We start from the raw sequence: 26,110 nt of genomic DNA, 5'->3' as shown, positions 1-26,110 counted from the left end.
GGGACCCATGCTCGAATTCCTGCGTGGTCGTGACGTGCTGGTGGCCGGTTGGGGCGTCTCCGGACGCTCGTTGATCGAGCCGCTGCAGGACATCGGCGCGCGCCCGGTGGTCACCGACGGCGGCGAGAAGGCGCTGGCCGAGGCCGCCGAACTGGGCTTGGGCACCGCCACCTGCGACGACCTGCTGAAACCCGATGCGCTGCAACGCTTCGCACTGGTGATCACCAGCCCGGGCTGGCGGCCGGACTCCCCGGTACTGGTCTCCGCCGTCACCGAGGGCATCCCGGTGTGGGGCGATGTCGAATTCGCCTGGTGGGTGGATCAGGCCCGCATCTACGGGCCGGTCCGCAAGTGGCTGGTGGTGACCGGCACCAACGGCAAGACCACCACCACTCAGATGACGCACTCCATCCTGCGCGCCGCCGGGATTCCCTCGGTGGCCTGCGGCAATATCGGCCTGCCGATCCTGGACGCGCTGCGGCGCAATCCGGGCCCGCAGATCCTGGCGGTGGAACTGTCGTCCTTCCAGCTGCACTGGGCCCCGTCGGTGCGCCCCGAGGCCGGGGTGGTGCTGAATGTGGCCGAGGATCACCTGGATTGGCACGGCGGCCTGGACGCCTACGCCGCCGCCAAGGCGCGCGCGCTGACCGGCCGGGTCGGCGTGGTCGGCCTGGATGACGCGGTCGCCTCCGCGCTGGCGCGAAAGTCCAAGGCGCGCCGCACCGTCGGCTTCCGCATCGGCGTCCCCGCCGACGGCGAGCTGGGCGTGGTGGACGGCAAGCTGCTCGACCGCGCCTTCACCAAGGCCGCCATCCTGGCCGAGGTCGGCGACATCAGCCCGCAGGGCCCGGCCGGGGTGGCCGACGCCCTGGCTGCCGCCGCCCTCACCCGATCCATCGACGTGGCGCCGCAGTTCGTGAAGGAGGGCCTGCAGGAGCACAAGGTCGGCCCGCACCGGGCGGCCTTCGTGCGGGAGCTGTCCGGCGTGCAGTTCGTCGACGACTCCAAGGCCACCAACCCGCACGCCGCCCGCTCCTCGATCCTGGCCCACCCCGCCGTGATCTGGGTGGCCGGCGGTCAGCTCAAGGGCGCCAGCGTCGAGGATCTCATCGAGGAGTGCCGCGAGCACCTCGTGGCAGCTGTGCTCTTCGGCCAGGATGCCGCGGTGATCGCGGCCGCACTGGCGCGACACGCCCCCGATGTCCCGGTGGTGGAGCTGAATTCGGGGGACGATGCTCGAATGGGTGACGCCTTCACCGAGATCGAACCCGAAGCGGTGATGGCGCGTGCGGTCCGCGTGGCGGCCGGCTTCGCCCACCGCGGCGACACCGTGCTGCTGGCCCCGGCCGCGGCATCCCTGGACATGTTCGCCGACTACACGCACCGCGGCCGCAGCTTCGCGGTCGCCGTGCAGGCCCTGGACGAGAAGGACATCGGGAGAACCGAATGACGACGGCGACGCCGCGGCGGGCCGGGACCGAATCCCAGCGCTTGCGAACCGGATGGTTCGGGGCATGGCTGGCCCGCCCGCTGGCGTCGTTCCACCTGGTGGTGGCCATCGCGGTACTGCTCACCGTGCTCGGCCTGGTCATGGTGCTCTCCGCCTCCAGCGTGGAGTCCTATGCCGGTGGCGGTTCGGCCTATTCGCTGTTCATCCAGCAGGCGATGCTGGCCGCTCTGGGCGCGGTGCTGTTCTATGTCGCGCTGCGCGTCCCGATGCGGGTGATGCGGCAGCTGTCGTTCCCGGTGTTCGCGCTGTCGGTGGTGCTGCTGGTGCTGGTGCTGATCCCGGGTGTCGGCACCCGGGTACAGGGCTCGCAGCGCTGGTTCGACCTCGGGGTGGTCTCGGTGCAGCCCTCGGAGATCGCGAAAGTCACGCTGGTGGTGTGGGGTGCGCATCTGCTGGCGTCCCGGCAGAGCGAAAACGCCGGGTACAAGGACATTCTCATGCCGCTGGTGCCGGCCGGCCTGCTGGTCTGTCTGCTGGTGGTGCTCGAGCCCAATCTGTCCACCACCATCGCGCTGGGCATCGTGCTGGTATCGCTGCTGTGGTTCGGCGGGCTGCCGCTGCGCATGTTCGTCACCATCGCGGTGTCGGGCACCGTGGCGGCGTCGATTCTGGCGCTGTCGGCCGGATACCGCTCCGACCGCATGCGCGCCTTCTTCAATCCGGGCGACGATCCGCAGGGCATCGGGTATCAGGCGCGGCAGGCCATGTATTCGCTTGCCGACGGCGGTATCTGGGGCCGGGGGCTGGGCCAGTCCCGCGCCAAGTGGAGCTATCTGCCCAACGCGCACAACGACTTCATCTTCGCCATCATCGGTGAGGAGCTCGGGTTCCTCGGATGTGCGCTGGTGCTGGGGCTTTTCGCGCTGTTCGTCTACGCGGGCCTGCGCATCGCGTCGCGGTCGGTGGATCCGTTCATCCGCCTGCTGACCGCGTCGGCGACCACCTGGATCACCGGACAGGCGCTGATCAATGTCGGCTACGTGGTGGGTTTGCTGCCGGTGACCGGTCTGCAGCTGCCGCTGGTGTCGGCCGGTGGCTCATCGCTGGCCATCACCCTGTTCATGTTCGGCATCATCGCCAATGCCGCCCGGCATGAGCCGGAGGCGGTGGCGGCCCTGCACGCCGGGCAGGACGGCCGGGTCAGCCGCATGCTGCGCCTGCCGAAACCCGAACTGTATTCGCCCGCGCGGGCCCAGGCCTCCCGCGCCCGGGCCAAGGCCAAGGCCAAGACGAACGCCAAGGTGAAGTCCGGTCCGCAGCGGCGGGCGCTACCCTCGGGTCGGGGCCGGGGTGGGTCGGAGCCGTCGTCACGACGGTCGATAGATTCGGATTCGGCCCGGCGCACCAGCCGCTCCACGGAGTCGTGGCGCAGCACCCGGGCCTGGGAGCCCAACTATCCGATGAAACACGCCAGGGAACGGGGTAATTCGAGGTGACAGTGGAGCGGCCGGACAGTGATGTGGGTACCGCGGAAGCTCACACCGATCTACCCGACCATCTGCAGCGCGTGCACATGATCGGCATCGGTGGTGCCGGTATGTCCGGTATCGCCCGAATCCTCCTGTCGCGCGGCGGCATGGTGTCCGGCTCCGACGCCAAGGAGAGCCGCGGCGTGCTGGCCCTGCGGGCGCGCGGCGCGGAGGTGCGCATCGGCCACGACGCCAGCGCTCTGGACCTGCTGCCCGGCGGGCCCACGGCGGTGGTGACCACCTACGCCGCCATTCCCAAGACCAATCCCGAACTGGTGGAGGCGCATCGGCGCGGGGTGCCCGTGCTGCTGCGTCCGGCGGTGCTGGCCTCGCTCATGCAGGGCCACAAGACGCTGCTGGTGTCGGGCACGCACGGCAAGACTTCGACCACCTCCATGCTGGTGGTGGCCCTGCAGCACTGCGGACTCGACCCGTCCTTCGCGGTCGGCGGCGAGCTCAACGAGGCGGGCACCAATGCCCACCACGGCACCGGCGGCATCTTCGTGGCCGAGGCCGACGAGAGCGACGGGTCGCTGCTGCAGTACGCGCCGGACGTCGCGGTGGTCACCAATATCGAATCCGACCACCTGGACTACTTCGGTTCGGACGAGGCGTACGTCCAGGTCTTCGACGACTTCGTGGACCGGCTCGAACCGGGCGGCCGCCTGGTGGTGTGCCTGGACGATCCCGGCTCGCTGGGCCTGGCCCGGCGCGCGGCGGCCGAACTGGCCGATGATCCGCGCGGTATCCAGGTGATCGGTTACGGCTCCGGCGATCTCGCCGCGTCGGGCTTCCCGATCGGGGCGCAGCTGTTGTCCTGGGAGCCGCGCGATGTCGGCGGCGTGGCCGTCTTCCAGCTCTCCGACGAGCCCGCCCCACGCACCCTGCGGCTGTCGGTGCCCGGCCGGCACATGGCCCTCAATGCCCTCGGCGCGCTGCTGGCCGCCCGCGCCACCGGCGCCGATATCAGCGAGATCATCCAGGGGCTGGAGGGTTTCGGCGGTGTGCACCGTCGCTTCCAGCTCACCGGACGCGAGAACGGCGTGCGCGTCTTCGACGACTACGCCCATCACCCGACCGAGGTGCGCGCGGTGCTCTCCGCCGCGGCCGAACTGGTCGCGCAGGAGGCACGGGACGGCGCGCGTTCGCGGCCGGGCCGGGTGATCGTGGTGTTCCAGCCCCACTTGTACAGCCGTACCGCCACTTTCGCGAGCGAGTTCGGCGCGGCGCTCTCGCTGGCCGACGAGGTCGTCGTGCTCGATGTGTACGGCGCGCGTGAAGAACCGCTGCCGGGCGTGAACGGCGCGCTGGTGGCCAACGCGGTCACCAAACCCGTGCACTATCAGCCGGATATGTCGCGGGTCGGCAAGCAGGTGGGCGCGCTGGCGCGGCCGGGTGACGTGGTGATCACCATGGGCGCGGGTGATGTGACCATGCTCGGCAGCCAGATTCTGGACGGGCTGCGCGCGCGACCGGCACACGGGCGGTGAGTCACCGTGAGCTCGGGTGGGGGAGCGGAGGATCGGCCGGATGCGGCCGCGGACGACAGCTACGACGCGGAGACCTACGACGCCGATACCTACGACGCCGATACCTACGACGCCGATACCTACGGCGCGGAATCCGCTGACGCGGACGGTGCCGAATCGGTGGCCGAGAGCGCGGCGGCCCGACGGGCGCGCCTGCGCCGCGGCCGGGTTCGGCGTGAGTCGCGAATCGCGGCGGCGTGGCAGTCGCGCCGGGTGCGTCTGGGCGCGCTGTCCGGGGTCGTGGTGCTGATCGCGCTGGGACTGGTCGCCTGGTTCACGCCGCTGCTGTCGGTGCGCACGGTGCAGGTCGACGGGCTGGCCGCCGTTCCGGAGCAACAGGTTCTGGACGCGCTGCAGGTGCCGGACGGACTGTCCATGATGCGGCTGGACACCAATGCCATGGCCGAACGGGTCTCGCACCTGCCCAAGGTCCGTTCCGTTCGTGTGCAGCGGGTTTTCCCATCCACGGTCCAGGTTACGGTGGTGGAGCGGACACCGGTGCTGTACTTCGACAGTCCCGAGGGCGCCCATCTGCTCGATTGCGACAGCGTGGAATTCGCGATCGAGCCGCCGGGACCCGGGGTGCCCAAACTGATTACCGATCATCCGGACGGATCGGACGCGGTGACCAAGGCCGCGGTGGCGGTCATGGCCGCCATTCCGCTTCCGCTGCGCGACCAGGTCGGTGTGGGAGCGGTTGTGGCCCGCTCGGTTTCGGATATTGCCCTGGAGTTGCGTGACGGCCGTACCGTGCTCTGGGGCGGAACCGTGGATTCCGCGCGCAAGGCGGCGGTGGTCGGCCCCCTGCTTTCCCAGCCGGGCAAGGTATTCGATGTTTCGAGTCCGAATCTGGTCACGGTAAAGTGAGCGATACCCATTGGGCCGCCGGAATTTTCGGTGGTTTGCCGGAAGGGCACCGTCGGTTCCGATCCAGGACCGGAGGGCAACCGTCCACGATACGATGCTCAGGTGGGTCGGACGAGTTGAATCACACAAGATTCTGATGCTCGGTTCGGCGCGCCTGCGCCCGTAACGCGGTGGCTGCGAATACCGTTCCGCACCAGTCGGATACTTGACATAACGCTGAACCTATGGTTGAGGGTTTATCGGACCGAGACCATAGCGCAGGAGTTCTGTCGATAACCGAAGACGACAAGCTGTTTCAGATCGAAGGAAGGCGAGAGCCCATGACGCCCCCGCACAACTACCTTGCTGTGATCAAGGTCGTCGGTATCGGCGGCGGCGGCGTGAACGCCGTCAACCGGATGATCGAACAGGGACTCAAGGGAGTCGAGTTCATCGCCGTCAACACCGACGCGCAGGCGTTGTTGATGTCCGATGCCGACGTCAAGCTCGATGTCGGTCGCGAACTCACCCGCGGTCTGGGCGCCGGCGCCGATCCGGAGGTGGGCCGCAAGGCCGCCGAGGACCACAAGGACGAGATCGAGGAAGTCCTCAAGGGCGCGGACATGGTCTTCGTGACCGCCGGCGAGGGCGGCGGCACGGGCACCGGCGGCGCGCCCGTCGTGGCCTCCATCGCGCGCAAGCTCGGCGCGCTCACCATCGGTGTTGTGACGCGGCCGTTCTCGTTCGAGGGCAAGCGCCGCAGCAACCAGGCCGAGGCGGGCATTCAGGCGCTGCGCGAGTCCTGCGACACCCTCATCGTCATCCCCAACGACCGGCTGCTGCAGCTCGGCGACGCCGCCGTGAGCCTGATGGACGCCTTCCGCTCCGCGGATGAGGTGCTGCTCAACGGTGTTCAGGGCATCACCGACCTGATCACCACCCCGGGTCTGATCAATGTCGACTTCGCGGACGTCAAGTCGGTCATGTCCGGCGCGGGCTCGGCCCTCATGGGCATCGGCTCCGCCCGCGGCGAGGGCCGGTCGGTGAAGGCCGCTGAGGCAGCGATCAATTCGCCGCTGCTGGAGGCCTCCATGGACGGCGCGCACGGCGTGCTGCTGTCGATCGCGGGCGGCTCCGACCTCGGCCTGTTCGAGATCAACGAGGCCGCCTCGCTGGTCCAGGAGGCCGCGCACATCGAGGCCAACATCATCTTCGGTACGGTCATCGATGATTCACTCGGCGACGAGGTCCGCGTGACCGTGATCGCCGCGGGCTTCGACGGCAGCGGCCCGGCCCGGCGCATCGAACCCGCCGTCGGCCGCACCTTCGGCACCGCCAGCGCCTCCGCCGGAACGGTAAGCCGCAGCACCGAATACACGTCCACCCGCGCCCAGGAACCGGCCCTGTCGCGCCAGGAGCCGACCCCCGCCCCGGCGGCACAGACCCCGCCGGTCGCCGAACGCGGCCCGGCTCCCTCCTACAGCGCCCCGCGCCCGGCGGTCGACCCCACCATCGGCGCCAACACCCGCAATCACATCCAGCCCCCCGATGCCGATGACGACGACGTTGACGTCCCCTACTTCATGCGCCGCTGATCTTGCGCCGCTGATCGATTCACCCTGCGCCCGCTCCGGTCACGGAGCGGGCGCAGTGCTGTCACAAGGGAACGATGTCCTGCCTCGCCGACCGCGATGGTGTGGACCCGCTGTGCGCGAATCGCATTCGCTGCGCCAGACCTGCTGCGTGCGTTCGGACGATCCGCAACCGGCCCGCCCGGCGGGACGACCCGGCCGGGTCCCCGAGGGTGGTGAGTTCCGGGTTGCCCGTCGGTGACTACTACCCTCGGAGGCATGACTGCAGCGGCACCGGTATTTCGGACCAGGCGGGTTGTGACGACCAGGGCGGGCGGGTTCTCGCAGGCGCCGTACGACTCGTTCAACCTGGGCGATCACGTGGGGGACGATCCGGAGGCGGTGCGGCGCAATCGGGTTCGGCTCGCGGAGAGTATCGGGCTGCCGCCGGAGCGGCTGGTGTGGATGGAACAGATCCACGGGCGGAATGTGGAGATCGTGGACGGCCCGCGGACCGAGCCGGTGCCTGCCACGGATGCGCTCGTGACCACACAGCGGGATCTGGCGCTGGTGGTGCTGACCGCCGACTGTGTGCCGATCCTGCTGTCGGATGACGAGGCCGGGGTGATCGCGGCGGTGCACGCGGGACGGATCGGGGCGCGGATCGGGATCGTGCCACGGGTGCTGGAGGCCATGACGTCGGTGGGCGCGAAGCCCGAGCGCATTGGCGCGTTCCTCGGCCCGGCGGCGAGCGGTCGCCAATACGAGGTGCCCGCCGCCATGCGCGCGGATGTCGAGGCGCATCTGCCGGGCAGCGCGACCACCACTGCCAAGGGCACGCCCGGTCTGGATCTGCGCGCGGGCATCCGCAGGCAGCTCGAGGCGGCCGGCGTGGGCGCGGTGGCGATGGATCCGCGGTGCACCATCGAGGACAAGACGCTGTTCTCACACCGCCGCGGCGCGCCGACCGGCCGACTCGCCGGTGTGATTTGGATGTCATCCGAGGGAGTTACAGAATGACCGAAAGCTTCACCGCCGCAGAGGCTTCCGATGCGGCACAGGTCACGTGCGGCGAGCGTCGCGCCGCGGCGCTCGCCGCCGCCCTGTCGGCACTCGTCGAGCGAATCGACGCAGCGTGCGCGGCCGCGGGCCGGACGCCGGGGTCTGTGCGCCTGCTGCCGGTGACCAAGTTCTTCCCGGCCTCGGATATCGAGATCCTCTATCACCTGGGCCTGCGTGAGTTCGGCGAGTCGCGCGAACAGGAGGCGGCGGGCAAGGTGGCGCAGCTGGGACACCTGTCTCAGATACGCTGGGAATTCATCGGTCGGCTCCAGCGGAACAAGGCGAAATCCGTTGCACGCTGGGCGGATGGGGTCTACTCGGTGGACAGTGACCGGCTCGTGAACGCTCTGGACGCCGGTGCGAGGGCCGCGCTGGACGACGGATCCCGCACCACCCCCTTGCGCGTGCTGCTGCAGGTGTCCCTGGACGAGGACCCGTCCCGCGGCGGCGCCCGCGACGCGGCCCTGCGCGCGCTCGCCGATCAGGTCGCCGCCTCGGAATCCCTGCAGCTCGCGGGCCTGATGGCCATCCCTCCGCTGGATGTGGATCCGGATGCCGCCTTCGAGCAACTGGCGCGCATCCACGCCGCATTAACGACCGTCCACCCCGATGCGAAAGAACTATCGGCGGGTATGTCCAGCGATTTGGAGGCGGCCATTCGTCATGGATCCACCTGCGTGCGTGTCGGTACAGCCCTGATGGGCGCGCGGCCGATAACCTCGGCGTAGCAAAGAAACCTCACCAGTCACATTTGAAACATATGCTTGGTGGCAGACGAGGACTGAGCAGGACAACACCCCAGGCCAACCGGGGCCGAAGGAAGGTCGACCAGATGAGCACGCTGCACAAGTTCAAGGCGTACTTCGGGATGGTTCCGCTCGAGGATTACGAAGACGATTACGTCGACGACCGCGGAGCCGCCCGGAGCGCCGATGAGCGTGGCCAGCGTCGTCCCCGGCCCTACGCCGAACGCGAGCGTGAATACGACCGATACGGCGAGGACCGCTACGACGACGAGCCCGCCTACGAGCCGTCGTACAAAGCCCCCTACAAGCCCGGGTACAGCGCGTCCCGGCGCGACGATTACGCCGACGATCTCCGCGAGCGCGACCACCGTGACCGCTACGACGCCGACGACCGTTACGACGCGCCGCGTCGCCCCACTCGCATCGATACCGCCCCGTCCAGCCGCACCCGTCCCGCGGGCGGCGGCGCGCCCGCGGTCCGTGGCAGCACCCGCGGCGCGCTCGCAATGGATACCGAGGCGGAGCGGCGCATCGAGGAGCTGCGGGAGCAGGAGCGCCGAATCGAGGCGGCCCGCCGTCCCCAGATCTTCGAGGACGGAGGCACCTTGTCCAAGATCACCACGCTGCGCCCGCGCACCTATGCGGAGGCCGCCATCATCGGCGAGCGCTTCCGGGACGGCACCCCGGTGATCATGGACCTGGTCGAGATGAGCAACTCCGACGCCCGCCGCCTGGTGGACTTCGCCGCGGGTCTGGCCTTCGCCCTGCGTGGTTCGTTCGACAAGGTCGCCACCAAGGTGTTCCTGCTCTCGCCCGCCGACGTCGACGTCTCCGCCGAGGAACGCCGCCGGATCGCCGAAAACGGCTTCTACAACCAGAAGTAACCCGACTCTCGGGGACTCTCAGGGCTGCGCCCTGAAACCCGTTCGGAGGCATTGCCTCCCGGGCCCCGAGGGGAGGGTCGGCCGCAAGGGGTAGCGGCCGAGGCGCCGATCATCGGCGCGGAGCTCAAAAGTAAACCGCGGCAAGGAATTGCGTCGCGTCACCGGGGGTTGCGAAATAGTCGCGGGGGAATGGCGGGGGAGTCTTGTGCCCGAGTTGTCGGGTATCGCACGCTCGTTCAGTCGGCCTTGTGATGAGTCACATGCCTGGACATGCACCATCAGGCGGTCACCTTGCCGCGGCCCACTCGGTGTTCGCGGCACGCCTCGGCCTGGACTGCGGCTTGATAGACCTCCGCCTCGGAGCGGAGGAGCGAACGGCTCCATAGACCTGCGCCTTGGGGGAGCGGAGGAGGGAAGGCCGAGGTGACAGGGCCGCGAACCGCCCGGAGCGAAGCGGAGGGCAATCGGACACCGTGTTTCTATTTTGCCGATCATGGAATCTAGTGCAGAGTGGTGCGGTGGCCCTGTTCCAGGTGTTGAACCTACTGCTGTTCCTCTTCTGGCTGCTGCTGATCAGCCGAGTCATCGTCGAGTTCATCCGCAGCTTCGCGCGGGACTGGCGGCCGACGGGCTTCGTCGTGATCATCCTGGAGGTGATCTTCACGATCACCGACCCCCCGGTGAAACTTCTGAGGCGTTTGATACCCCCAGTGAATCTTGGGGGAATTCGACTCGATCTGTCGATTATGGTCCTGCTTTTCATCGTCTTCATCTTGATGTCGATCACGGGCCAGCTAGGGCAGTCGGTAGCTCAGGTGTGACAGAATGGGCCGAAAGAAAGCTTGCCCAGATCTACCGCTAGATCTCCATACGAAGCGTGAAGGGATCGTTCCATGCCGCTGACCCCTGCCGATGTTCATAACGTCGCGTTCAGCAAACCACCGATCGGGAAGCGCGGCTACAACGAGGATGAAGTCGATGCCTTCCTCGACCTGGTCGAGCAGGAGCTCTCACGCCTCATCGAGGAGAATGCTGATCTTCGCCAGCGAGTTGCCGAGTTGGACGCGGAACTCGCTGACGCCAAGAAGAATCGGGGCCCCGCGGTCCAGACCGTGAAGGCCCCGGTCGTGCCGGAGCCCATCAAGGCCGCTCCGCCGCCGCCCCCGGCCCCCATGCCGGCCCCGGCCCCGGTGGCCGCCGTCAAGCAGGACGCGCCCTCCGCGGACGCGAATCTGCAGGCCGCCAAGGTGCTTTCGCTGGCCCAGGAAATGGCCGACCGCCTGACCTCCGACGCCAAGACCGAGGCCGAGCAGCTGCTGGCCAACGCCAGGGCCAATTCCGAGCGCTTGGTCAGCGACGCGCGGACCCGCTCCGAGGCGATGATCGCGGACGCCCGACAGAAGGCCGAGGCCATGCTGTCCGACGCGCAGACCCGCTCGGATTCCCAGCTGCGTCAGGCCAAGGAGAAGGCCGACGCGCTGCAGGCCGACGCCGAGCGCAAGCACACCGAGATCATGGCCACCATCACCCAGCAGCGCAGCGTGCTGGAGAGCCGGATCGAGCAACTCAAGACCTTCGAGCGCGAATACCGTGTGCGCCTGAAGTCCTATCTGGAATCGCAGCTGGAGGAGCTGGAGAACCGTGGTTCGGCGGTCCCGGTCGACGGCGGCGAGTTCGGTCAGGACGCGTCCGGCAACGGCGCACTTCTCAAGGGCAGCAAGTAAAGTCGTAGATACGGCCAGCGATGCCACGTCGCGCGGGAGGAACTCCTGGGTGGCGCGGTATCGTCGCCAACCTTTCGAAGCGACCTCCGGTAGCCACCGCTATCGAAGACACACGAGGGGGTGGTGTACTTGCTCGTGGTGACGCTCGCGCTCGCCGCGGTGGGTTTCGGCCTGCTGGTGACCGCACTGACCACCGGTTCGGTGATCTGGGCATGGGGCTGCATCATCGTGTGCGTGATAGGCGCGGTGCTGCTGCTCGTCAGTGCGTTGTCGCTGCGGACCGATGACGAGGACACCTCGCCGAGACCGGGTGGACGACACGCCAAACACTGAATGAGACGCACGGGGCGGGTCCGCGGAATATCCGCTGGACCGGCCCCGCTAGTATGGAAGCAGCACTACGGCGTTGATCCGGCCATCACCGGGGAGCTTTCGGAAGAACGGCGAGACCCGCGTCCAGCGAGGGACGGTAGGGCTCGCCCAGTAGAACCGAACGGGTGAGCCCGTCACAGCTCGCAACGAGAGGCTCGGTCCTGCAAGGGTTTTCGTGATCCTAGGGTCGGGCAAGCGGGGTGGTACCGCGGTTTCGGCGCACCGAGCGCCGGCATCGTCCCCGTGCCCAACATGCTGGCACGAGGAGCTGAGAGGCCGCGATGGCGGACGAGACCACCACCCGAAGCGCATATCCGCGCGTTGACCTGAGCCGCACGTCCGGCCAGGTGTCGTTCCCCGAGTTGGAGCAGCGGGTCCTCGACTACTGGGCCGCCGACGACACCTTCCGCGCCAGCATCGAGAACCGTTCCGATGCAGAGGAATTCGTCTTCTACGACGGCCCGCCCTTCGCCAATGGGTTGCCGCACTACGGTCATCTGCTGACCGGATACGTGAAGGATTTGATCCCGCGTTTCCAAACCATGCGCGGTAAGAAGGTGGAACGACGATTCGGTTGGGATACTCACGGACTGCCCGCGGAAATCGAAGCGGAGAAGCAGCTCGGTATCACGGACAAATCACAGATCGATGCCATGGGTCTCGCGGAATTCAATGCCGCGTGCAAATCCTCGGTGCTTCGGTACACCAACGAGTGGCGTAACTATGTGACACGCCAAGCGCGCTGGGTCGACTTCGACAACGACTACAAAACCCTCGACCTCGACTTCATGGAATCGGTCATGTGGGCGTTCAAGTCGTTGTACGACAAGGGCCTGATCTATCAGGGCTTCCGCGTGCTGCCCTACAGCTGGTACGAGCAGACCCCGCTGTCCAATCAGGAGGCGCGTCTGGACGACTCCTACCGGATGCGCCAGGATCCGGCGGTCACCGTCGACATGCTGCTGCAGGTGCCCGCGGACCACCCGCTGCACGTCCTGGACGGCGCCAACGCCCTCATCTGGACCACCACGCCGTGGACGCTGCCGTCCAACCTGGCGATCGCGGTGCACCCGGACATCACCTACGCCCACGTCGAGGGCAAGGACGGCAAGCGGTATGTGCTTGCCGCCGAGCGGGTCTCGCACTACGCCCGCGAGCTCGGCGAGGAACCGACGGTGCTGTCCGAGCATTCGGGCGCGGCGCTGGCGGGCCTGCGCTACCTGCCGCCCTTCGACTTCTTCCTGGGCCACCCGAACTCGCACCGGGTGCTCAACGCCGACTACGTGACCACCGACTCCGGTACCGGCGTGGTGCATCTCGCGCCCGCCTTCGGTGAGGAGGACATGGATGTCGCCTCGGCCAACGGAATCGAGATCGTGCAGCCGCTGGACCCGGGCGGCAAGTTCACCTCCATGGTGCCGCCGTACGAGGGCCTCATGGTCTTCGACGCCAACCCGGTCATCATCAAGGACCTCAAGGCCGCCGGAAAGCTGTTGCGGCACGAGACCATCGAGCACTCGTACCCGCACAGCTGGCGCTCGGGCCAGCCGCTGATCTACATGGCGGTGCCGTCCTGGTTCGTGGCCGTCACCAAGTTCCGCGACCGCATGGTCGAGCTCAACAAGGAGATCACCTGGGTCCCCGCGCATATCCGCGACGGCCAGTTCGGCAAGTGGCTGGAGAACGCGCGCGACTGGAACATCAGCCGTAACCGCTACTGGGGCGCGCCCATCCCGGTGTGGGTCTCCGACGACCCGGCCTACCCGCGCGTCGACGTGTACGGCTCGCTGGATCAGCTGGAGCAGGACTTCGGGGTGCGCCCGGCGGATCTGCACCGGCCCGGCATCGACGAGCTGGTGCGGCCGAATCCCGATGACCCGAACGGGAAGTCGATGATGCGGCGCACCCCTGAGGTGCTCGACTGCTGGTTCGAATCCGGGTCCATGCCGTACGCGCAGGTGCACTACCCGTTCGAGAACAAGGAATGGTTCGAGGGCACCCCCGACAAGGCCGCCCACAGCCCCGGCGACTTCATCGTCGAGTACAACGGCCAGACCCGCGGCTGGTTCTACAACCTGCACATCCTGTCCACCGCCCTGTTCGATCGCCCGGCCTTCAAATCGGTTGTGGCGCACGGCATCGTGCTGGGTGACGACGGCCTCAAGATGTCCAAGTCGAAAGGCAACTACCCGGACGTCAACGAGGTCTTCGAGCGTGACGGCTCCGACGCCATGCGCTGGTTCCTCATGGCGTCCCCGGTGCTGCGCGGCGGCAACCTCATCGTCACCGAGCGCGGCATCCGTGAGGGCGTGAGCCAGGCGCTGCGGCCGCTGTGGAACGCGTGGACCTTCCTGCAGCTGTACGCCTCGAAACCCGGTACCTGGCGCACGGATTCCCCGCACGTGCTGGACCGATACATCCTGGCCAAGCTGGCGGCGACCCGCGAAGTCATGACCGAGGCGCTCGAGGTCTACGACATCGCCACCGCCTGCGACGAGCTGCGCACCTTCGCCGACGCGCTCACCAATTGGTATGTGCGCCGGTCGCGTTCGCGCTTCTGGGAAGAGGACCGCGACGCCATCGACACCCTGCACACGGTGCTCGAGGTGACCACCCGGCTGGCCGCGCCGCTGCTGCCGCTGCTGACCGAGGTGATCTGGCGCGGCCTCACCGGTGAGCGCTCGGTGCACCTGGCCGACTGGCCGGCCGCGACCGACCTGCCGCACGACGCCGAACTGGTGTCGGCCATGGACGAGGTCCGCACGGTCTGCTCCACGGTGCTGAGCCTGCGCAAAGCTCAGAACCTCCGCGTGCGCCTGCCGCTCTCGGAGGTCACCGTGGCCGCCGCCGACGCGGACCGTCTGCGGGCCTTCGTGGATCTGATCGCCGACGAGGTGAACGTCAAGAAGGTCGACCTCACCACCGATGTGGCCGCGCACGGCCGCTTCGAACTCGTGGTGAACGCCCGCGCCGCCGGTCCCCGCCTGGGCAAAGAGGTCCAGACGGTCATCAAGGCCGTCAAGGCGGGGGAGTGGAGCGAGGCCGCCGACGGCACCGTCGCCGTCGCCGGGATCGCTCTGCTGCCGGAGGAGTACACCCAGCGACTGGTCGCCGCCGAACCCGAATCCACCGCCGCCCTGCCCGGCAATACCGGTCTGGTGGTGCTGAATTCGGTGGTCACCGAGGAGCTCGAGGCCGAGGGCTGGGCCCGCGACCTCATCCGCGACCTCCAGGAGACCCGCAAGTCCCTGGGCCTGGACGTCTCCGACCGCATCACCGTGGTCCTCGACGTCCCGGCCGAGCGGCTGGCCTGGGCGGAGACCCACCGCGACCTGATCGCGGGCGAAATCCTCGCCACTACCCTCACTTTCGGCGAGGCGGGCGCGGACGCCGCCGAGATCGTCGGCAGCGTGAAGGTCTCGATCGTCAAGGCGTAGCCGGAGCTCTTTCGGGTTCCCGTGCCCCCGCTGCCGATGCAGCGGGGGCACGGAGCCGAAGAGTCGTAGTGCCGTTGACATGGTGAGGGGGCGCGGCCGATCGGCCTCGCCGAATCGTCTACACCATCGACGAAAAGGCCGGTGTGATCACCATATTCGCGGTCGCGAAACGTTCTGACGCGTACCAGTAGCGGTGCCCCGGGGGCACGCTGGAATTGATGCGGTGGGTGGAGTGTTGCCCGGCAGGAGCCCGTAACCGGCCTTGACAGTCACCGTTCCTCCTCGAGGTCCGCCAGGAGCCATGAGATGGCCACCATCGCCTCCACTCCGGGAAGGCCAATCACCACCTGACCCTGCGGCCGCACCGCTGACCTTCAGCAAATATGGAGCGCCTTCCCGGAATCCGGGAAGGCGCTCTGGGGCTTCTCGAATATCGGTGCCTGATCAGGCCGTATATGGATCTGCACGAGGAGGTCTCGAGACACGCCAGCTCGGGTTCTCTTGTGACGTGTGTTGCGTGTGCGCTAAAACAGCTATTGGCTAGCTACCTTATTTGCCGAAGCAGTTCCGCGGTAACACCCATGAAGGGGCGCGCACATGGCTCGAAGGCGGTTTCACCGTTTCGCATCGTTCGTCACGACGACCTCGGCCCTGGTGCTGACCGCCACACTCTGGGCAGGCCTCGCGCACGCGGACACCGGCTCGTCCTCGGGCTCGGGGGGATCCGGATCCGCCGCCTCCGGCAGCGCGAGCGGTTCGGCCTCGGGCAGCGCGAGCGGGTCCGCGCAACTGCCGCTGGCCAGCCCGCGGGCCATGGTCGCACTCGGGCTGGCCACCACCCAGACCGGCAAGCCCTATCGCTGGGGCGGCGTCGGCCCGGACGCCTGGGACTGCTCGGGCCTGGTGCAGTGGGCTTTTCGCAGCGTCGGCATCGACATGCCGCGCACCACCTGGCAGCAGGCCGCCGCCGGGCTCGAGGTGCCTTTCGGCGCATTGGAACCCGGCGACGTCGTCGTCCTCAACGACGACGCCTCCCACGTAGGCATCTACGCGGGAGGCGGCAATGTGCTCAACGCCTACGGCTCGGGTGTGCCCGTCGGCCTGACTCCGCTGAATCAGTTCGATATCTACACCATTCGCCGCTTCTACTGAATCGCCTTACTCGACAACCAGTTTCACCGGGATGCTGCCGCGGATGGCCTTGGAGTGGAGGTACACCCGGTGAGCGGCTTCGACCAGTTCGCGACCCTGGTCGTTCTGTGGCTCCTCTCGCAGCCCGACGTGCCGCACGCACGACGGAGATGCCGGAACCGGTCTCCTCGTCCTTGTCCTGGCTGACGTCGGCGGTCATCCGGAACGCTCTGTCGCAGTATGGTGTTCGGTCGGGCGTAGGACCGCGGCGTCAGACGCCGACCGCCTCCTCCATCTCCTCCTCGGCCGCCTCGTTCTCGGCTGTGGGCTCGGGGGCGTTCTGCCGCGGTCCGAGTTGCGTTGTGGCCTGCCGCTTCTCGGCCAATGCCGCGATGATCATGAGCACTACGCCCGCCGCGAACCAGAGCGTCAGGCTCGCCATACGGCCGCCCAGCCCGGCGCTGCCGAAGTAGAGCAGGCCGCGCGCGCCCTCGACGAAGCCCGCGCCGTTCCAGAAGTGGTGCAGGGTGCCGAAGAAATCGTCCTGCAGCCACGGGCTGTAGACGCCGCCGGAGCTGGTGAAGTTCAGCATGACGAACAGCACCATCAGGGCCAGGGTGGTCCAGCGCTTCAGGAAGGTGTGCAGGCCGATGCCGATGGCCAGGATTCCGGCCGAGTACAGCCAGGACATGCCCCAGATCGCGCCCAGGTCATGGTCCACCACGTGGAAGACCGGGCCCGCCAGGGCCACGCCGATCAGGCTCACCAGCAGCGAGGTGACCAGGCCGATCACGCCGCGCAGCCACATGGCCAGGCCCGCGCCGGACGCGCCGATGGCGGCGACGCTGCCGTAGGAGCCGATGCTCAGGGCGACCAGCAGAAAGAAGATGCCCTGGGCGGTGGGGTCGCCGGAGCTGGGGTTGGTGACGTCGGTGACCGTCAGCGGCGTGTCCTGCAGCCCGGCGACCTGGCCGAAGACGGCCTCGGCGGCCATGGCCGTGGTGTCGGACCCGGCCTTGGCGACCAGCAGTTCGGGCGTCTGCGCATCGGGTACATAAGCGCCGGCCAAGTCGCGGTGGCGCAACCGGCTCACCGCGTCGTCGCGGGTGGGCACGGTGATCACGTCGAGGGCATTGCCGCCCCTGTCCTTCAGTGTCTGCGCCAGCACCTTGACCTGCGGGCTGTCGCCGACGACGGCCACCGCCAGGTGGTTCGGCTCGGGCTGGTGGAACGCGCCCAGGTACGCCAGCCCCATGCCGAGGCACATGAGCAGCGGGGTGAGCAGGTGCACGGCGACATGCCGGATCTGATGCGAGGCCATGACTCTTCTCCAATAGTTGGTAAATACAACCAAGTCAGGTTGTAGTCTACAACTATGCAGAGCGATCCCGCATTCCCCAGCCGAGTCGATGCGATCGAAGTCATACAGCGCGAGCTCACCGCCTTCGCCCGGCGCGCCCGCGGCCGGGCCGCCGAACTGCACCCGGAGCTGTCACTGGTGGCGTCGAGCATTCTCGACCTGGTGATCGAGCGGAACGGGTGCCTGGCCGCCGATCTGGCCGGGCACTTCCACCTCGACAAATCAACGGTGAGCCGCCAGGTGGCCGCACTGGAACGCGACGGCTACCTGGAAAGGGAGGTCGATCCGGCCAATCGGCGCAACCTGGTCCTGCACGCCACCGCCGAGGGCAAGCGCGTCGCGCGCGCGGCCGCCCGTAGCCGCGGCAGCGCTTTCGCCGAACGCTTCAAGGACTGGGACGACGCGGACGTGGATCGGCTGGCCGGGTATCTCGTGCGCTACAACGCAGCCGACGCGGGATAGCCCGGAACCGGTCGCGGCTCAGGTGGTTTCGGGCAGGTCCAGGCCCTTGGCGAGCACCGGCCACGAGGAGCGCAACGCGTCCTGCCAGTAGCCCCACGAGTGCGTGCCCGCCTGGGTGATGTCGAAGGTCGCCGGAATGTTCATGTCCCGCAGGCGAGTCTTGAGATTGCGGGCGCACCAGTCGCTGGCCGCCTCCAGAATGCCGCCGACAAGGATCTGTTGCGGCAGACCGCCGTCGGCCGGTCCGAGGCTGCGCACATCGGCGACATTGTCGTGTTTGCCGGGCAGGCCCGAGCCGTTGGAGACGTAGATCTCCATGCCGCGCAGCGCCTCGGCGTGCACATAGGGATCATTGGCGGCCCACTCCGGATCGTCCATGGGCCCGTACATGTTCACCGGATTGCCGCCGCCGATCGAGATCACCAGATTGGCGAACTTCTGCCCGACCGGATCGCTGATCTGCGCGCAGCCGCTGTAGGCGGCGACGGCGCGGTACAGGCCGGGCGTGGCGATCGCCAGCTGCAGCACCGAGGTGCCGGACATGGACATGCCCGCGATGGCGTGCACACCATTGGTGCCCAGGGCCGCGTCCATCAGCGGGGGTAGCTCCTCGGTGAGGAAGGTCTTCCACATCGGCCGGCCCAGCTTGGGATCCGGGGCGCGCCAGTCCGTGTAGTAGGTGAACGCGCCGCCGATGGGCATCACCACATTCACGTTCTTGTCCATGAAGAACTGGGTGGAATCGGTATTGCGCTTCCAGGTCGCCGTATCCTGGCCGCCCCCGGCGCCATTGAGCAGGTACAGCACCGGCCGCGGTTCGGAGGTGTCGGCGGGGCGCTGCACCTCCACCGTGATGTCGGAGTCCATGGCCTCCGAGTGCACGTGCAGCGTCAGATTGCGGGAATCGTGCACCTCGAAGCCGGTGATCGAGGAGCCGTCGTCGGAGACCGCGGTGCCCGCGAGGGTCGCGGTGCTGGTTATCGGGTCGGGTGGGGCGCCGAAGGCCGGGCCCGCGGGCGCGACCATGGTGAACGTAGTGACAAGAGAACAACTTGTCGCCGCGAGCAGTGCCGCCCGGGTGCCCAATCCGCCTAGCAAAACCGACCTTCGATCCACAGGGTGTCCCGACCCACGTGCATGATCGCCGAAACATGCCCCCATGTTTCGGGTTTCGACAATATCGGCGCTGGCGTGCTTGTGGCGCACGGCACCTGTGCGCCGGACCCGTGCGGTTTCGGTGCGGCGGTGACCTACTCGGCGACGAGCTGACGCAACACCGGACCGTACTCCGGATGCGCCAGCGCCGAGGCGAATTGGGCGGTCAGGTAGTCGGCGGGGTTGCCGGTGTCGTACCAGCGCCCGCGAATCACCTGGCCGTACACCGGGTTCTCGGTGGCGAAGATATTGATGGCATCGGTCAGGTAGACCTCGCCGGTGCGGTGGGTGTACCAGTTGTCGACCTGCTTGCGCAGCTCAGCGATGATGCCCGGAGTGACCACGTAACCACCGATGGCGGCGAAGGCCGACGGGGCGTCGTCCGGCTTGGGCTTCTCCTTCAGGCCGCTGATCCGCATCAGGCCCTCGCCGACGGTCTCCTCGACCACCGGGACGCCGTAGCGCTGCGACTCTGACGGATCCATCGGCATGAGGGCCAGCACGGCTGCGTCGGTCTTCTCGTAGGCGTCGATGAGCTGCTGTGCGCGCGGGACCTCGGCGACGAAGACATCGTCGGGCCACAGCACCAGCATCGGCTCGTCGCCCAGGTGGCGCGCCGCGTTCAGGACGGGCGTGCCGTTGCCGTAGGGGCCGTGCTGGTCCAAGTAGGTGATGTGGCCCTGTCGGCCCAGCTCACCCACCTCCTCGACGGCGTCGGCGTAGGCGGTCTTGCCGTCGGCCCGCAACTGGGCGACCAGGGCGGCATTCGGGCGGAAGTGATCCTGGATCAACGACTTGCCACCGCTGACCACGATGGTGATGTCGGTAATGCCGGAGGCCACGAGCTCACGCACCGTGTGCTCGATGACGGGCTTGTCGCCCACCGGCAGCATTTCCTTCGGGATAGCCTTGGTCAGCGGGAGCAGGCGCGAGCCGATACCCGCTGCGGGAATCACGGCCTTGCGAATCGTCATGGACGAATCATCACATACCTGGCGGGTCGTGCCTGTCGGTAGTCGCTTGTAGATTTCCCGGTGTGAACACCTCTGCCGACCCCGCGAACTCAGGCATCGTGCCTGGTGGAGCCTGTTATGCAGGGTCGGGGGGTGTGGGCGCCCGGCCGGTCGGGGCGGGGGCGGACACACAGCAAATCGACACCGGATCCCGGGATACGCGACAGCGGCGGTGGGTGCTGCACATAGATATGGACGCGTTCTTCGCCTCGGTCGAGCAGCTGACCCGGCCGACACTGCGCGGACGGCCGGTGCTGGTGGGCGGTATGGGCGGGCGCGGCGTGGTGGCAGGGGCCAGCTACGAGGCGCGGGTGTTCGGGGCGCGCTCGGCCATGCCCATGCATCAGGCGCGGCGGCTGGTCGGGGTGTCCGCGGTGGTGATTCCGCCGCGCGGGGCGGTGTACGGCGAGCTGAGCGGGCAGGTCTTCGACACCCTGCGCACGCGGATCCCGGTGCTGGAGACACTGTCGTTCGACGAGGCGTTCGGGGAGCCGGCGGAACTGGCCGGAGCCACGCCGGAGCGGGTGCTCGCATTCTGTGAGGAGCTGCGGGCGGCCGTGCGGGAGCACACCGGGCTGGTGGCCTCGGTCGGGGCGGGCAGCGGCAAGCAGCTCGCCAAGATCGCCTCCGGCCTGGCCAAACCCGATGGGGTGCGGGTGATTCCGGCGGCCGAACAGGACCGATTCCTGTCCGCGCTGCCGGTGCGCAAGCTGTGGGGGATCGGGCCGGTGGCCGAAAGCCGGTTGCGCGCACTGGGAATCGAGACCGTCGGAGCGCTGGCGGCCCTGCCGGAGTCGGAGGCGTCCTCCATTCTCGGCGGCAGCATCGGGGTGGCGTTGCACCGGCTGGCCCGCGGCATCGACGACCGCCCGGTGGCCGAGCGTACGGAAGCCAAGCAGATCAGCGCCGAAACCACCTACGAGACCGACATTCTCAATCTCGCCCAGCTCCGCCCGGCCATCGATGCCATGGCGGCCTCGGCCCACCGGCGGCTCATCAGCGATGGGCGGGCCGCGCGCACGGTGGTGTTGAAACTGAAGAAGACCGATATGAGCATCGTGACCCGCTCCACCACGCTGCCCTACGCCACCGAGGACCTCACCACCCTCACCGCCGCCGCCCAGCGCTCGGCCCTGGATCCGGCCGAGATCGGCCCGATTCGACTGGTGGGCGTGGGTTTTGCCGGGCTTTCGGAGATCCGGCAGGAATCGCTGTTTCCCGAACTGGACCAGACCGTCGACCCCGACGGCGTGGTCTCGGAGGAACCCGCCCTCGCGGTGCCCGACGGCCCGGATCCGGTGGTGCCGCCCGCAACTCGCTCCTTCGCCGTCGGCACCTGGTATCCCGGACTCGATGTCGAACACCCGGAGTTCGGCCACGGCTGGGTGCAGGGGGCCGGGCACGGTGTCGTGACCGTCAGGTTCGAGACCCGCTCCACGGGACCCGGCCCCGCCCGCACTTTTCCCGCCGAGGACCCCGACCTCACACGCGCTGATCCACTGGGAAGCCTGCGCTGACCGGCCCGTCCAGGGTCCGGTGGACCAAGGCCCGGACCTCTTCTCCAGTCCTACAAGGGGGCTTGCCTCCTACTGTTAAGGCCCCGATGCGCGAATTATGAGGATTCGGTCTGAAAATGCCGCGTCAGCGGTCGCGAAGGCGGCTTCTGAGACGTGGCGTTGGTAGTGTCGCCTGTCGTGCAGCGTCGCCGGTCGGGTGTAGCTGGCACGTTGTCGAACGGACCCACTCGAACGCAAAGGACGAGCAGTTGAAGCTTCAGAAGACTGGACGCATCGCGGTCGCCGCACTGGCTGTCGTGACCGTACTCGGGCTGTCGGCGTGTGGGAGCGGTGACAAGAAGGAAAGCAAGCCCACCAAGGCCGCCACCTCCAAGACCACGGTCGCCCAGTCGAGCTACCCGCCGGCCCCGACCGCGGCGGACCTGAACACCGCGCTGCAGAAGGCGCTGGACCCGAGCGTCCCGGACACGCAGAAGCTCGACATGATGCAGGGCGTCTCGGCCGACCCGAGCCTGCCCAGCCGCCTGGCGGACGCCTACAAGCAGAACAACGCCACGATCACCGTCACCAACGTGACCGACCTCGGCAACGGCACCCTCACCGCCGACGGCCAGGTCTCCATCAACGGCGGACAGCCGCAGACCGTGGTCGTGCCGTTCGTGGCCGAGGACGGCAAGTGGAAGGTCCAGAAGGAGTGGATCTGCAACACCCTGTCGCTGGCCAACCAGACCTCCCCGGCCTGCAGCTAGTCCCGAGGTGACCGGTCCGGCATCGATCCAGACCGATGCCGGACCGGAACGTCGCCCGGTGATCCGCGCGGGTCGCTCGAAATGTGAGCTGGCACACAGAATGTGGTGCGGAATGCATGGTCGGGCCCGGATCCCCGGGGTTTGCGGGGTGTAGGTGGACAGGGGGGAGCGGCGGATGATGAGTTCCGCTTAGGATCGGCGGTCGTGACCGAGTTGTTGGAGAAGGCGGGGCAGGATTCCGCCGGGAGTGCTGGTGCTGAGCCCGAGAGAAGAATTCGAGGGGGATGGGCGCGGCCGCTCGCTCTGATCGCCGGTGTGATCGCGGTCATGGCGGCGCTGGCGGTGCCGCTCCTGCCGGTGCGCGTGGACCACACGACTGTGACTTGGCCGCAGGGGAATTCGGCGCAGAGCATCGAGGCTCCGCTGGTGACCTACGCGCCGTTGAGCTTCGACGCCACCATTCCCTGTTCTGCTGTCGCACAGCTCGGTTCGAAGGGCGGTACGCTCGCCGCCACCGCGCCGAACGGCGCACCGGACCTGGAGAAGTACGGCTTCGTGGCGCGGGTCACGGCGGCCTCCACCACCGACGGGGTGTCCACGCCGGGCAAGCTGGAAGCGATCCTGCATCACAAAACCCTGGTGAGCGTCCCCGTCGATCAGCTCGGCGCCGGCTGCGCGCTCACCGTGCACTCCGATCTCACCTCCTCCACCGCGGTTCTGAGCGGTTCCACCGTCGCTCCGGTCACCCTCGACGGTGACTACCGGCCGCAGTTGGTCGGCATCTTCAGCGACCTGACCGTCTCCGACGGCGCCAAGGTCACCGCGCAGGTGGACAGCCGCTTCACCTCGACGCCGAGCCCGATCAAGCGAATCGCCATCTGGACGGCGATCATCGGCACGCTCATCGCCCTGTTCGCGATGTTCGGCCTGGACCGCCTCGACGGCCGCCGTGCGCGCCGCTTCCTGCCGCGGCACTGGTGGACCTTCACACCGGTCGACGCCGTGGTGCTGGGCACGCTGATCCTCTGGCATTTCATCGGCGCGACCACCTCCGACGACGGCTACCAGTACGGCATGGGCCGGGCATCGATCCACGCCGGCTACATGGCCAACTACTTCGGCTACCTGGGCGTGCCCGAAACCCCGGTCGGCACACCGTATTACGACCTGATCGGCCACATGGCGCAGATCAGCCCGGCCAGCGTCTGGATGCGTCTGCCGGCCCTGCTGTCGGGCATCCTGATCTGGCTGGTGCTCAGCCGCGAGGTGATTCCCCGCCTGGGCGCGCGCATCCGCCGCGACCGCGTCGCGGTGTGGACGGGCGCGCTGGGCTTCCTGGCCGTCTGGTTGCCGTACAACAACGGACTGCGCCCGGAACCGCTGGTGGCGCTGGGTGTCCTGCTCACCTGGGTGTCGGTGGAGCGTGCCATTGCGACCGGTCGGTTGCTGCCCTTCGGCGTGGCCGTCATGATCGGCGCCCTCACCTGCACCGTCGGCCCGTCCGGCATCATCTGTTTCGCGCCGCTGCTGGCCGGTGTTCGGCCGATCTGGCGGATCCTCAACCGGCGTGCCGCGGCGCTGAGCAAGCCGACGCCCGCCGGCGCGAGCACGCCCACCATCCTGAGGGCTCGCTTCGGCGCGTACCTGACGCTGGCCGCGCCGCTGCTGGCCGCCGGCGCGGTGGTGCTGGCCATCATGTTCTGCGATCAGCCGTTGGCGTCGATGTTCGAGATGAAGCGCGTGCACACCGCGATCGGCCCCGATGTCCACTGGGATGGCGAATACATTCGCTACCAGTACCTGTTCATGCCGACCATCGACGGGTCCCTGGCTCGCCGCTTCGGCATATTCGCCTTCTGGATCGGCCTGCTGGTGTGCGCGTTCGTCCTGCTGCGCAAGGGCGGCCGGATCCCGTTCACCGCGCCCGGTCCGGTGCGTCGTGTTCTCGGCACCGGCGTCGGCGTCATCCTGCTGATGATGCTCACGCCCACCAAGTGGACCCACCACAACGGCGTCTACGCCGGATTGGCCGGTGTCGTAGCGGTTTTGACCGCGGTGGCGGTCAGCCCGCGGGTGATGCGCTCGCCGCGCAACCGTGCGCTGTTCGCCGCTGTGGTGGCCTTCGCGCTGGCGGTGGCGTTCTCCAGCATCAATGGCTGGTGGTACGTGTCGAACTGGTCGATCCCGTGGAACGACAAGGCGGTCGTGGTGGCCGGGATCGGTGTCGACAAGATCTTCCTGGCGCTGGCCCTGCTGCTGCTCGGCCTGGCCGGCTGGTTCCATGTGCGCGCGCCGGAACAGCCCGGCCCGCACCGGATCTCCACGCTGGGCTGGCGTTTCGTGGCCATTCCGCCGCTCACCGTGGCGGCCGCGTTCATGGTGCTGTTCGAGGTGGCCTCGCTGGCCAAGGGCGCGGTCGCGCAGTATCCGGCGTACTCGCTGGCCCGCTCGAATGTGGATGCGGTGCTGGGCAAGCCGTGCGGCATGGCCCGGGATGTGCTGGTGGAGGCGGATCCGAACAAGGGCATGCTGAAGCCGATCGGCGGTGACGCGCTGAGCACTTTCACCGCCGATGCGGTCGGCTTCTCGCCCAAGGGCGTGGCGACCGATCTGCGCGCCGACGACGACGTCGACACCGGCGGCAGCGTCGCCAGCGCGGTCAGCAACCGGAGCAGCACCACGGTGGACGGAACCACCACCGCGCCACTGCCTTTCGGTCTGGACGCGAACACCCCGATGCTGGGCAGCTACAACAGCGCCGAGTCGGTCGCCACGCTGACCACCGGGTGGTACGCGCTGCCGTCGCAGGACCGGTCCGGCATCCTCGCGATGGCGGCCGCCGGGCGGATCAAGTCGGTGAACAAGGACGGCACTGTCACCCCGGGCCAGTCGGTCGAGATCGAGTACGGCGTGCCTGGAGCCGATGGTTCGATCGCACCACAGGGCCGGATCACGCCGATCGATATCGGGCCGGCGCCCACCTGGCGCAACCTGCGGGTGCCGCTGAGCCAGATTCCGGTGCAGGCCACCGCGATTCGCGTGATCGCCTCCGACCGGGACAGCGACGCCAAACAGTGGGTAGCCCTCACCCCGCCGCGCATTCCGCAGACGGTGACGCTGGAGGACTACGTAGGCCGGGACAAGCCGGTGCTGCTGGACTGGGAAGTAGGCCTGCAGTTCCCGTGTCAGCGGCCGTTCGATCACCTCGACGGCATCGCCGAGGTACCGGACTACCGCATCCTGCCCGACCGCGGCGGCGCCGCCATGACCACGCTGTGGCAGAGCCACGACGGCGGCGGTGCGCTGGGCTGGAGTTCGATGTTGTTGCGGCCCGTCACCTTGGCGACCTACCTCGACAACGACCCGCGCATGGACTGGGGTGAGCTTCAGCGGTTCGAGCGGATCGACAGCTCCGCCCAGACCGTCAAGCCGGTGGTGACCACCGACACCCACACCGGTCTCTGGAACCCCGGCCCGATCAACGTGACCGGCTGGCAGTAGCCGCCCGGCCCGTGCGACACCGATCCGCACCCGTTTCCTCGTCGAAACGGGTGCGGAGGTGTCTTCGGGCCG

General features: G+C 68.1%; 20 protein-coding genes. 17 read left to right on the top strand and 3 right to left on the bottom strand.

The annotated features are described in order from the left end of the window. The first annotated feature begins 7 nt into the window (after positions 1 to 7). The 13 genes from murD to GLP40_RS14620 all read left to right on the top strand — a co-directional run bounded on the left by murD (position 8) and on the right by GLP40_RS14620 (position 16,302). Complete coding sequence (gene murD, locus GLP40_RS14680; RefSeq protein ID WP_154788644.1) at positions 8 to 1,450, top strand: UDP-N-acetylmuramoyl-L-alanine--D-glutamate ligase; 1,443 nt, start codon at positions 8 to 10, stop codon at positions 1,448 to 1,450. Beyond that, positions 1,447 to 2,946: a putative lipid II flippase FtsW gene (gene ftsW, locus GLP40_RS14675; protein ID WP_154788437.1), complete on the top strand. Its 1,500-nt coding sequence runs from the start codon at positions 1,447 to 1,449 to the stop codon at positions 2,944 to 2,946. The genes murD and ftsW overlap by 4 nt, the downstream gene beginning before the upstream one ends. Before the next feature lie 77 nt (positions 2,947 to 3,023). Next, positions 3,024 to 4,469, top strand: coding sequence for a UDP-N-acetylmuramate--L-alanine ligase (murC, locus tag GLP40_RS14670; RefSeq protein ID WP_154788643.1), 1,446 nt, complete (start codon positions 3,024 to 3,026; stop codon positions 4,467 to 4,469). A 6-nt stretch (positions 4,470 to 4,475) separates the two neighbouring features. Beyond that, positions 4,476 to 5,375, top strand: coding sequence for a cell division protein FtsQ/DivIB (locus tag GLP40_RS14665; protein WP_328290167.1), 900 nt, complete (start codon positions 4,476 to 4,478; stop codon positions 5,373 to 5,375). A gap of 320 nt (positions 5,376 to 5,695) precedes the next feature. Beyond that, entirely contained in the window at positions 5,696 to 6,949 is a 1,254-nt protein-coding gene (gene ftsZ / locus GLP40_RS14660; protein ID WP_154788436.1) for a cell division protein FtsZ, read from the top strand. Between the two features lie 255 nt (positions 6,950 to 7,204). Continuing rightward, positions 7,205 to 7,945 (top strand): peptidoglycan editing factor PgeF, encoded by a 741-nt coding sequence (gene pgeF / locus GLP40_RS14655; protein ID WP_154788435.1) that lies wholly within the window; start codon positions 7,205 to 7,207, stop codon positions 7,943 to 7,945. Continuing rightward, a complete protein-coding gene (locus GLP40_RS14650; RefSeq protein ID WP_154788434.1) occupies positions 7,942 to 8,715 on the top strand; it encodes a YggS family pyridoxal phosphate-dependent enzyme in 774 nt (257 codons plus the stop codon). Before pgeF ends, GLP40_RS14650 begins: the two co-directional genes overlap by 4 nt. Positions 8,716 to 8,819: 104 nt before the next feature. Then, complete coding sequence (gene sepF / locus GLP40_RS14645) at positions 8,820 to 9,617, top strand: cell division protein SepF (protein ID WP_154788433.1); 798 nt, start codon at positions 8,820 to 8,822, stop codon at positions 9,615 to 9,617. A gap of 518 nt (positions 9,618 to 10,135) precedes the next feature. Continuing rightward, positions 10,136 to 10,438 carry a YggT family protein gene (locus GLP40_RS14640; RefSeq protein ID WP_328290166.1) on the top strand — a complete coding sequence of 101 codons (303 nt, stop codon included), beginning with the start codon at positions 10,136 to 10,138 and terminating at the stop codon, positions 10,436 to 10,438. Positions 10,439 to 10,510: 72 nt separating this feature from the next. Then, positions 10,511 to 11,341 (top strand): DivIVA-like cell division protein Wag31, encoded by an 831-nt coding sequence (wag31, locus tag GLP40_RS14635; protein ID WP_154788432.1) that lies wholly within the window; start codon positions 10,511 to 10,513, stop codon positions 11,339 to 11,341. 129 nt (positions 11,342 to 11,470) lie between these two features. After that, the gene (locus tag GLP40_RS14630) at positions 11,471 to 11,674 is read left to right on the top strand and encodes a hypothetical protein (RefSeq protein WP_154788640.1); all 204 of its coding nucleotides are present in this window, start codon (positions 11,471 to 11,473) and stop codon (positions 11,672 to 11,674) included. A gap of 320 nt (positions 11,675 to 11,994) precedes the next feature. Continuing rightward, positions 11,995 to 15,150, top strand: a complete 3,156-nt coding sequence (ileS, locus tag GLP40_RS14625) for an isoleucine--tRNA ligase (protein ID WP_154788431.1) — start codon at positions 11,995 to 11,997, stop codon at positions 15,148 to 15,150. A 597-nt stretch (positions 15,151 to 15,747) separates the two neighbouring features. Further along, the gene (locus tag GLP40_RS14620; RefSeq protein ID WP_154788430.1) at positions 15,748 to 16,302 is read left to right on the top strand and encodes a C40 family peptidase; all 555 of its coding nucleotides are present in this window, start codon (positions 15,748 to 15,750) and stop codon (positions 16,300 to 16,302) included. A gap of 250 nt (positions 16,303 to 16,552) precedes the next feature. Here GLP40_RS14620 and GLP40_RS14615 read toward each other — a convergent pair whose 3' ends face one another. Further along, positions 16,553 to 17,602 (bottom strand): hypothetical protein, encoded by a 1,050-nt coding sequence (locus GLP40_RS14615; RefSeq protein ID WP_154788429.1) that lies wholly within the window; start codon positions 17,600 to 17,602, stop codon positions 16,553 to 16,555. A 54-nt stretch (positions 17,603 to 17,656) separates the two neighbouring features. Here GLP40_RS14615 and GLP40_RS14610 point away from each other — a divergent pair, with 54 nt between their 5' ends. Beyond that, the gene (locus GLP40_RS14610) at positions 17,657 to 18,103 is read left to right on the top strand and encodes a MarR family winged helix-turn-helix transcriptional regulator (RefSeq protein WP_154788428.1); all 447 of its coding nucleotides are present in this window, start codon (positions 17,657 to 17,659) and stop codon (positions 18,101 to 18,103) included. Between the two features lie 18 nt (positions 18,104 to 18,121). On the opposite strand, the gene GLP40_RS14605 is transcribed toward GLP40_RS14610, so the two are convergent. Next, entirely contained in the window at positions 18,122 to 19,129 is a 1,008-nt protein-coding gene (locus GLP40_RS14605; RefSeq protein ID WP_154788427.1) for an alpha/beta hydrolase, read from the bottom strand. A gap of 224 nt (positions 19,130 to 19,353) precedes the next feature. After that, positions 19,354 to 20,232, bottom strand: coding sequence for a UTP--glucose-1-phosphate uridylyltransferase (locus GLP40_RS14600; RefSeq protein WP_154788426.1), 879 nt, complete (start codon positions 20,230 to 20,232; stop codon positions 19,354 to 19,356). A gap of 230 nt (positions 20,233 to 20,462) precedes the next feature. Here GLP40_RS14600 and GLP40_RS14595 point away from each other — a divergent pair, with 230 nt between their 5' ends. The 3 genes from GLP40_RS14595 to GLP40_RS14585 all read left to right on the top strand — a co-directional run bounded on the left by GLP40_RS14595 (position 20,463) and on the right by GLP40_RS14585 (position 26,038). Beyond that, a complete protein-coding gene (locus GLP40_RS14595; protein WP_230329607.1) occupies positions 20,463 to 21,788 on the top strand; it encodes a DNA polymerase IV in 1,326 nt (441 codons plus the stop codon). 248 nt (positions 21,789 to 22,036) lie between these two features. Continuing rightward, the gene (locus tag GLP40_RS14590) at positions 22,037 to 22,537 is read left to right on the top strand and encodes a hypothetical protein (protein ID WP_154788424.1); all 501 of its coding nucleotides are present in this window, start codon (positions 22,037 to 22,039) and stop codon (positions 22,535 to 22,537) included. 216 nt (positions 22,538 to 22,753) lie between these two features. Then, positions 22,754 to 26,038: an arabinosyltransferase domain-containing protein gene (locus GLP40_RS14585; RefSeq protein WP_407671604.1), complete on the top strand. Its 3,285-nt coding sequence runs from the start codon at positions 22,754 to 22,756 to the stop codon at positions 26,036 to 26,038. The last annotated feature ends 72 nt before the right edge of the window (positions 26,039 to 26,110 follow it).

The organism is Nocardia aurantiaca (assembly GCF_009708175.1).
Classification (GTDB): domain Bacteria; phylum Actinomycetota; class Actinomycetes; order Mycobacteriales; family Mycobacteriaceae; genus Nocardia; species Nocardia aurantiaca.
This window is presented reverse-complemented; position numbering and strand designations above follow the sequence as displayed.

What these genes read in the sequence shown, in the direction of transcription:
- murD (WP_154788644.1), top strand. Translation starts at nt 8, where the DNA reads ATGCTCGAATTCCTGCGTGGTCGTGACGTGCTGGTGGCCGGTTGGGGC.
- GLP40_RS14620 (WP_154788430.1), top strand. Translation starts at nt 15,748, where the DNA reads ATGGCTCGAAGGCGGTTTCACCGTTTCGCATCGTTCGTCACGACGACC.
- ileS (WP_154788431.1), top strand. Translation starts at nt 11,995, where the DNA reads ATGGCGGACGAGACCACCACCCGAAGCGCATATCCGCGCGTTGACCTG.
- pgeF (WP_154788435.1), top strand. Translation starts at nt 7,205, where the DNA reads ATGACTGCAGCGGCACCGGTATTTCGGACCAGGCGGGTTGTGACGACC.
- GLP40_RS14600 (WP_154788426.1), bottom strand. Translation starts at nt 20,232, where the DNA reads ATGACGATTCGCAAGGCCGTGATTCCCGCAGCGGGTATCGGCTCGCGC.
- ftsZ (WP_154788436.1), top strand. Translation starts at nt 5,696, where the DNA reads ATGACGCCCCCGCACAACTACCTTGCTGTGATCAAGGTCGTCGGTATC.
- sepF (WP_154788433.1), top strand. Translation starts at nt 8,820, where the DNA reads ATGAGCACGCTGCACAAGTTCAAGGCGTACTTCGGGATGGTTCCGCTC.
- GLP40_RS14650 (WP_154788434.1), top strand. Translation starts at nt 7,942, where the DNA reads ATGACCGAAAGCTTCACCGCCGCAGAGGCTTCCGATGCGGCACAGGTC.
- ftsW (WP_154788437.1), top strand. Translation starts at nt 1,447, where the DNA reads ATGACGACGGCGACGCCGCGGCGGGCCGGGACCGAATCCCAGCGCTTG.
- murC (WP_154788643.1), top strand. Translation starts at nt 3,024, where the DNA reads ATGATCGGCATCGGTGGTGCCGGTATGTCCGGTATCGCCCGAATCCTC.
- wag31 (WP_154788432.1), top strand. Translation starts at nt 10,511, where the DNA reads ATGCCGCTGACCCCTGCCGATGTTCATAACGTCGCGTTCAGCAAACCA.
- GLP40_RS14595 (WP_230329607.1), top strand. Translation starts at nt 20,463, where the DNA reads ATGGACGCGTTCTTCGCCTCGGTCGAGCAGCTGACCCGGCCGACACTG.
- GLP40_RS14610 (WP_154788428.1), top strand. Translation starts at nt 17,657, where the DNA reads ATGCAGAGCGATCCCGCATTCCCCAGCCGAGTCGATGCGATCGAAGTC.
- GLP40_RS14605 (WP_154788427.1), bottom strand. Translation starts at nt 19,129, where the DNA reads ATGGTCGCGCCCGCGGGCCCGGCCTTCGGCGCCCCACCCGACCCGATA.
- GLP40_RS14615 (WP_154788429.1), bottom strand. Translation starts at nt 17,602, where the DNA reads ATGGCCTCGCATCAGATCCGGCATGTCGCCGTGCACCTGCTCACCCCG.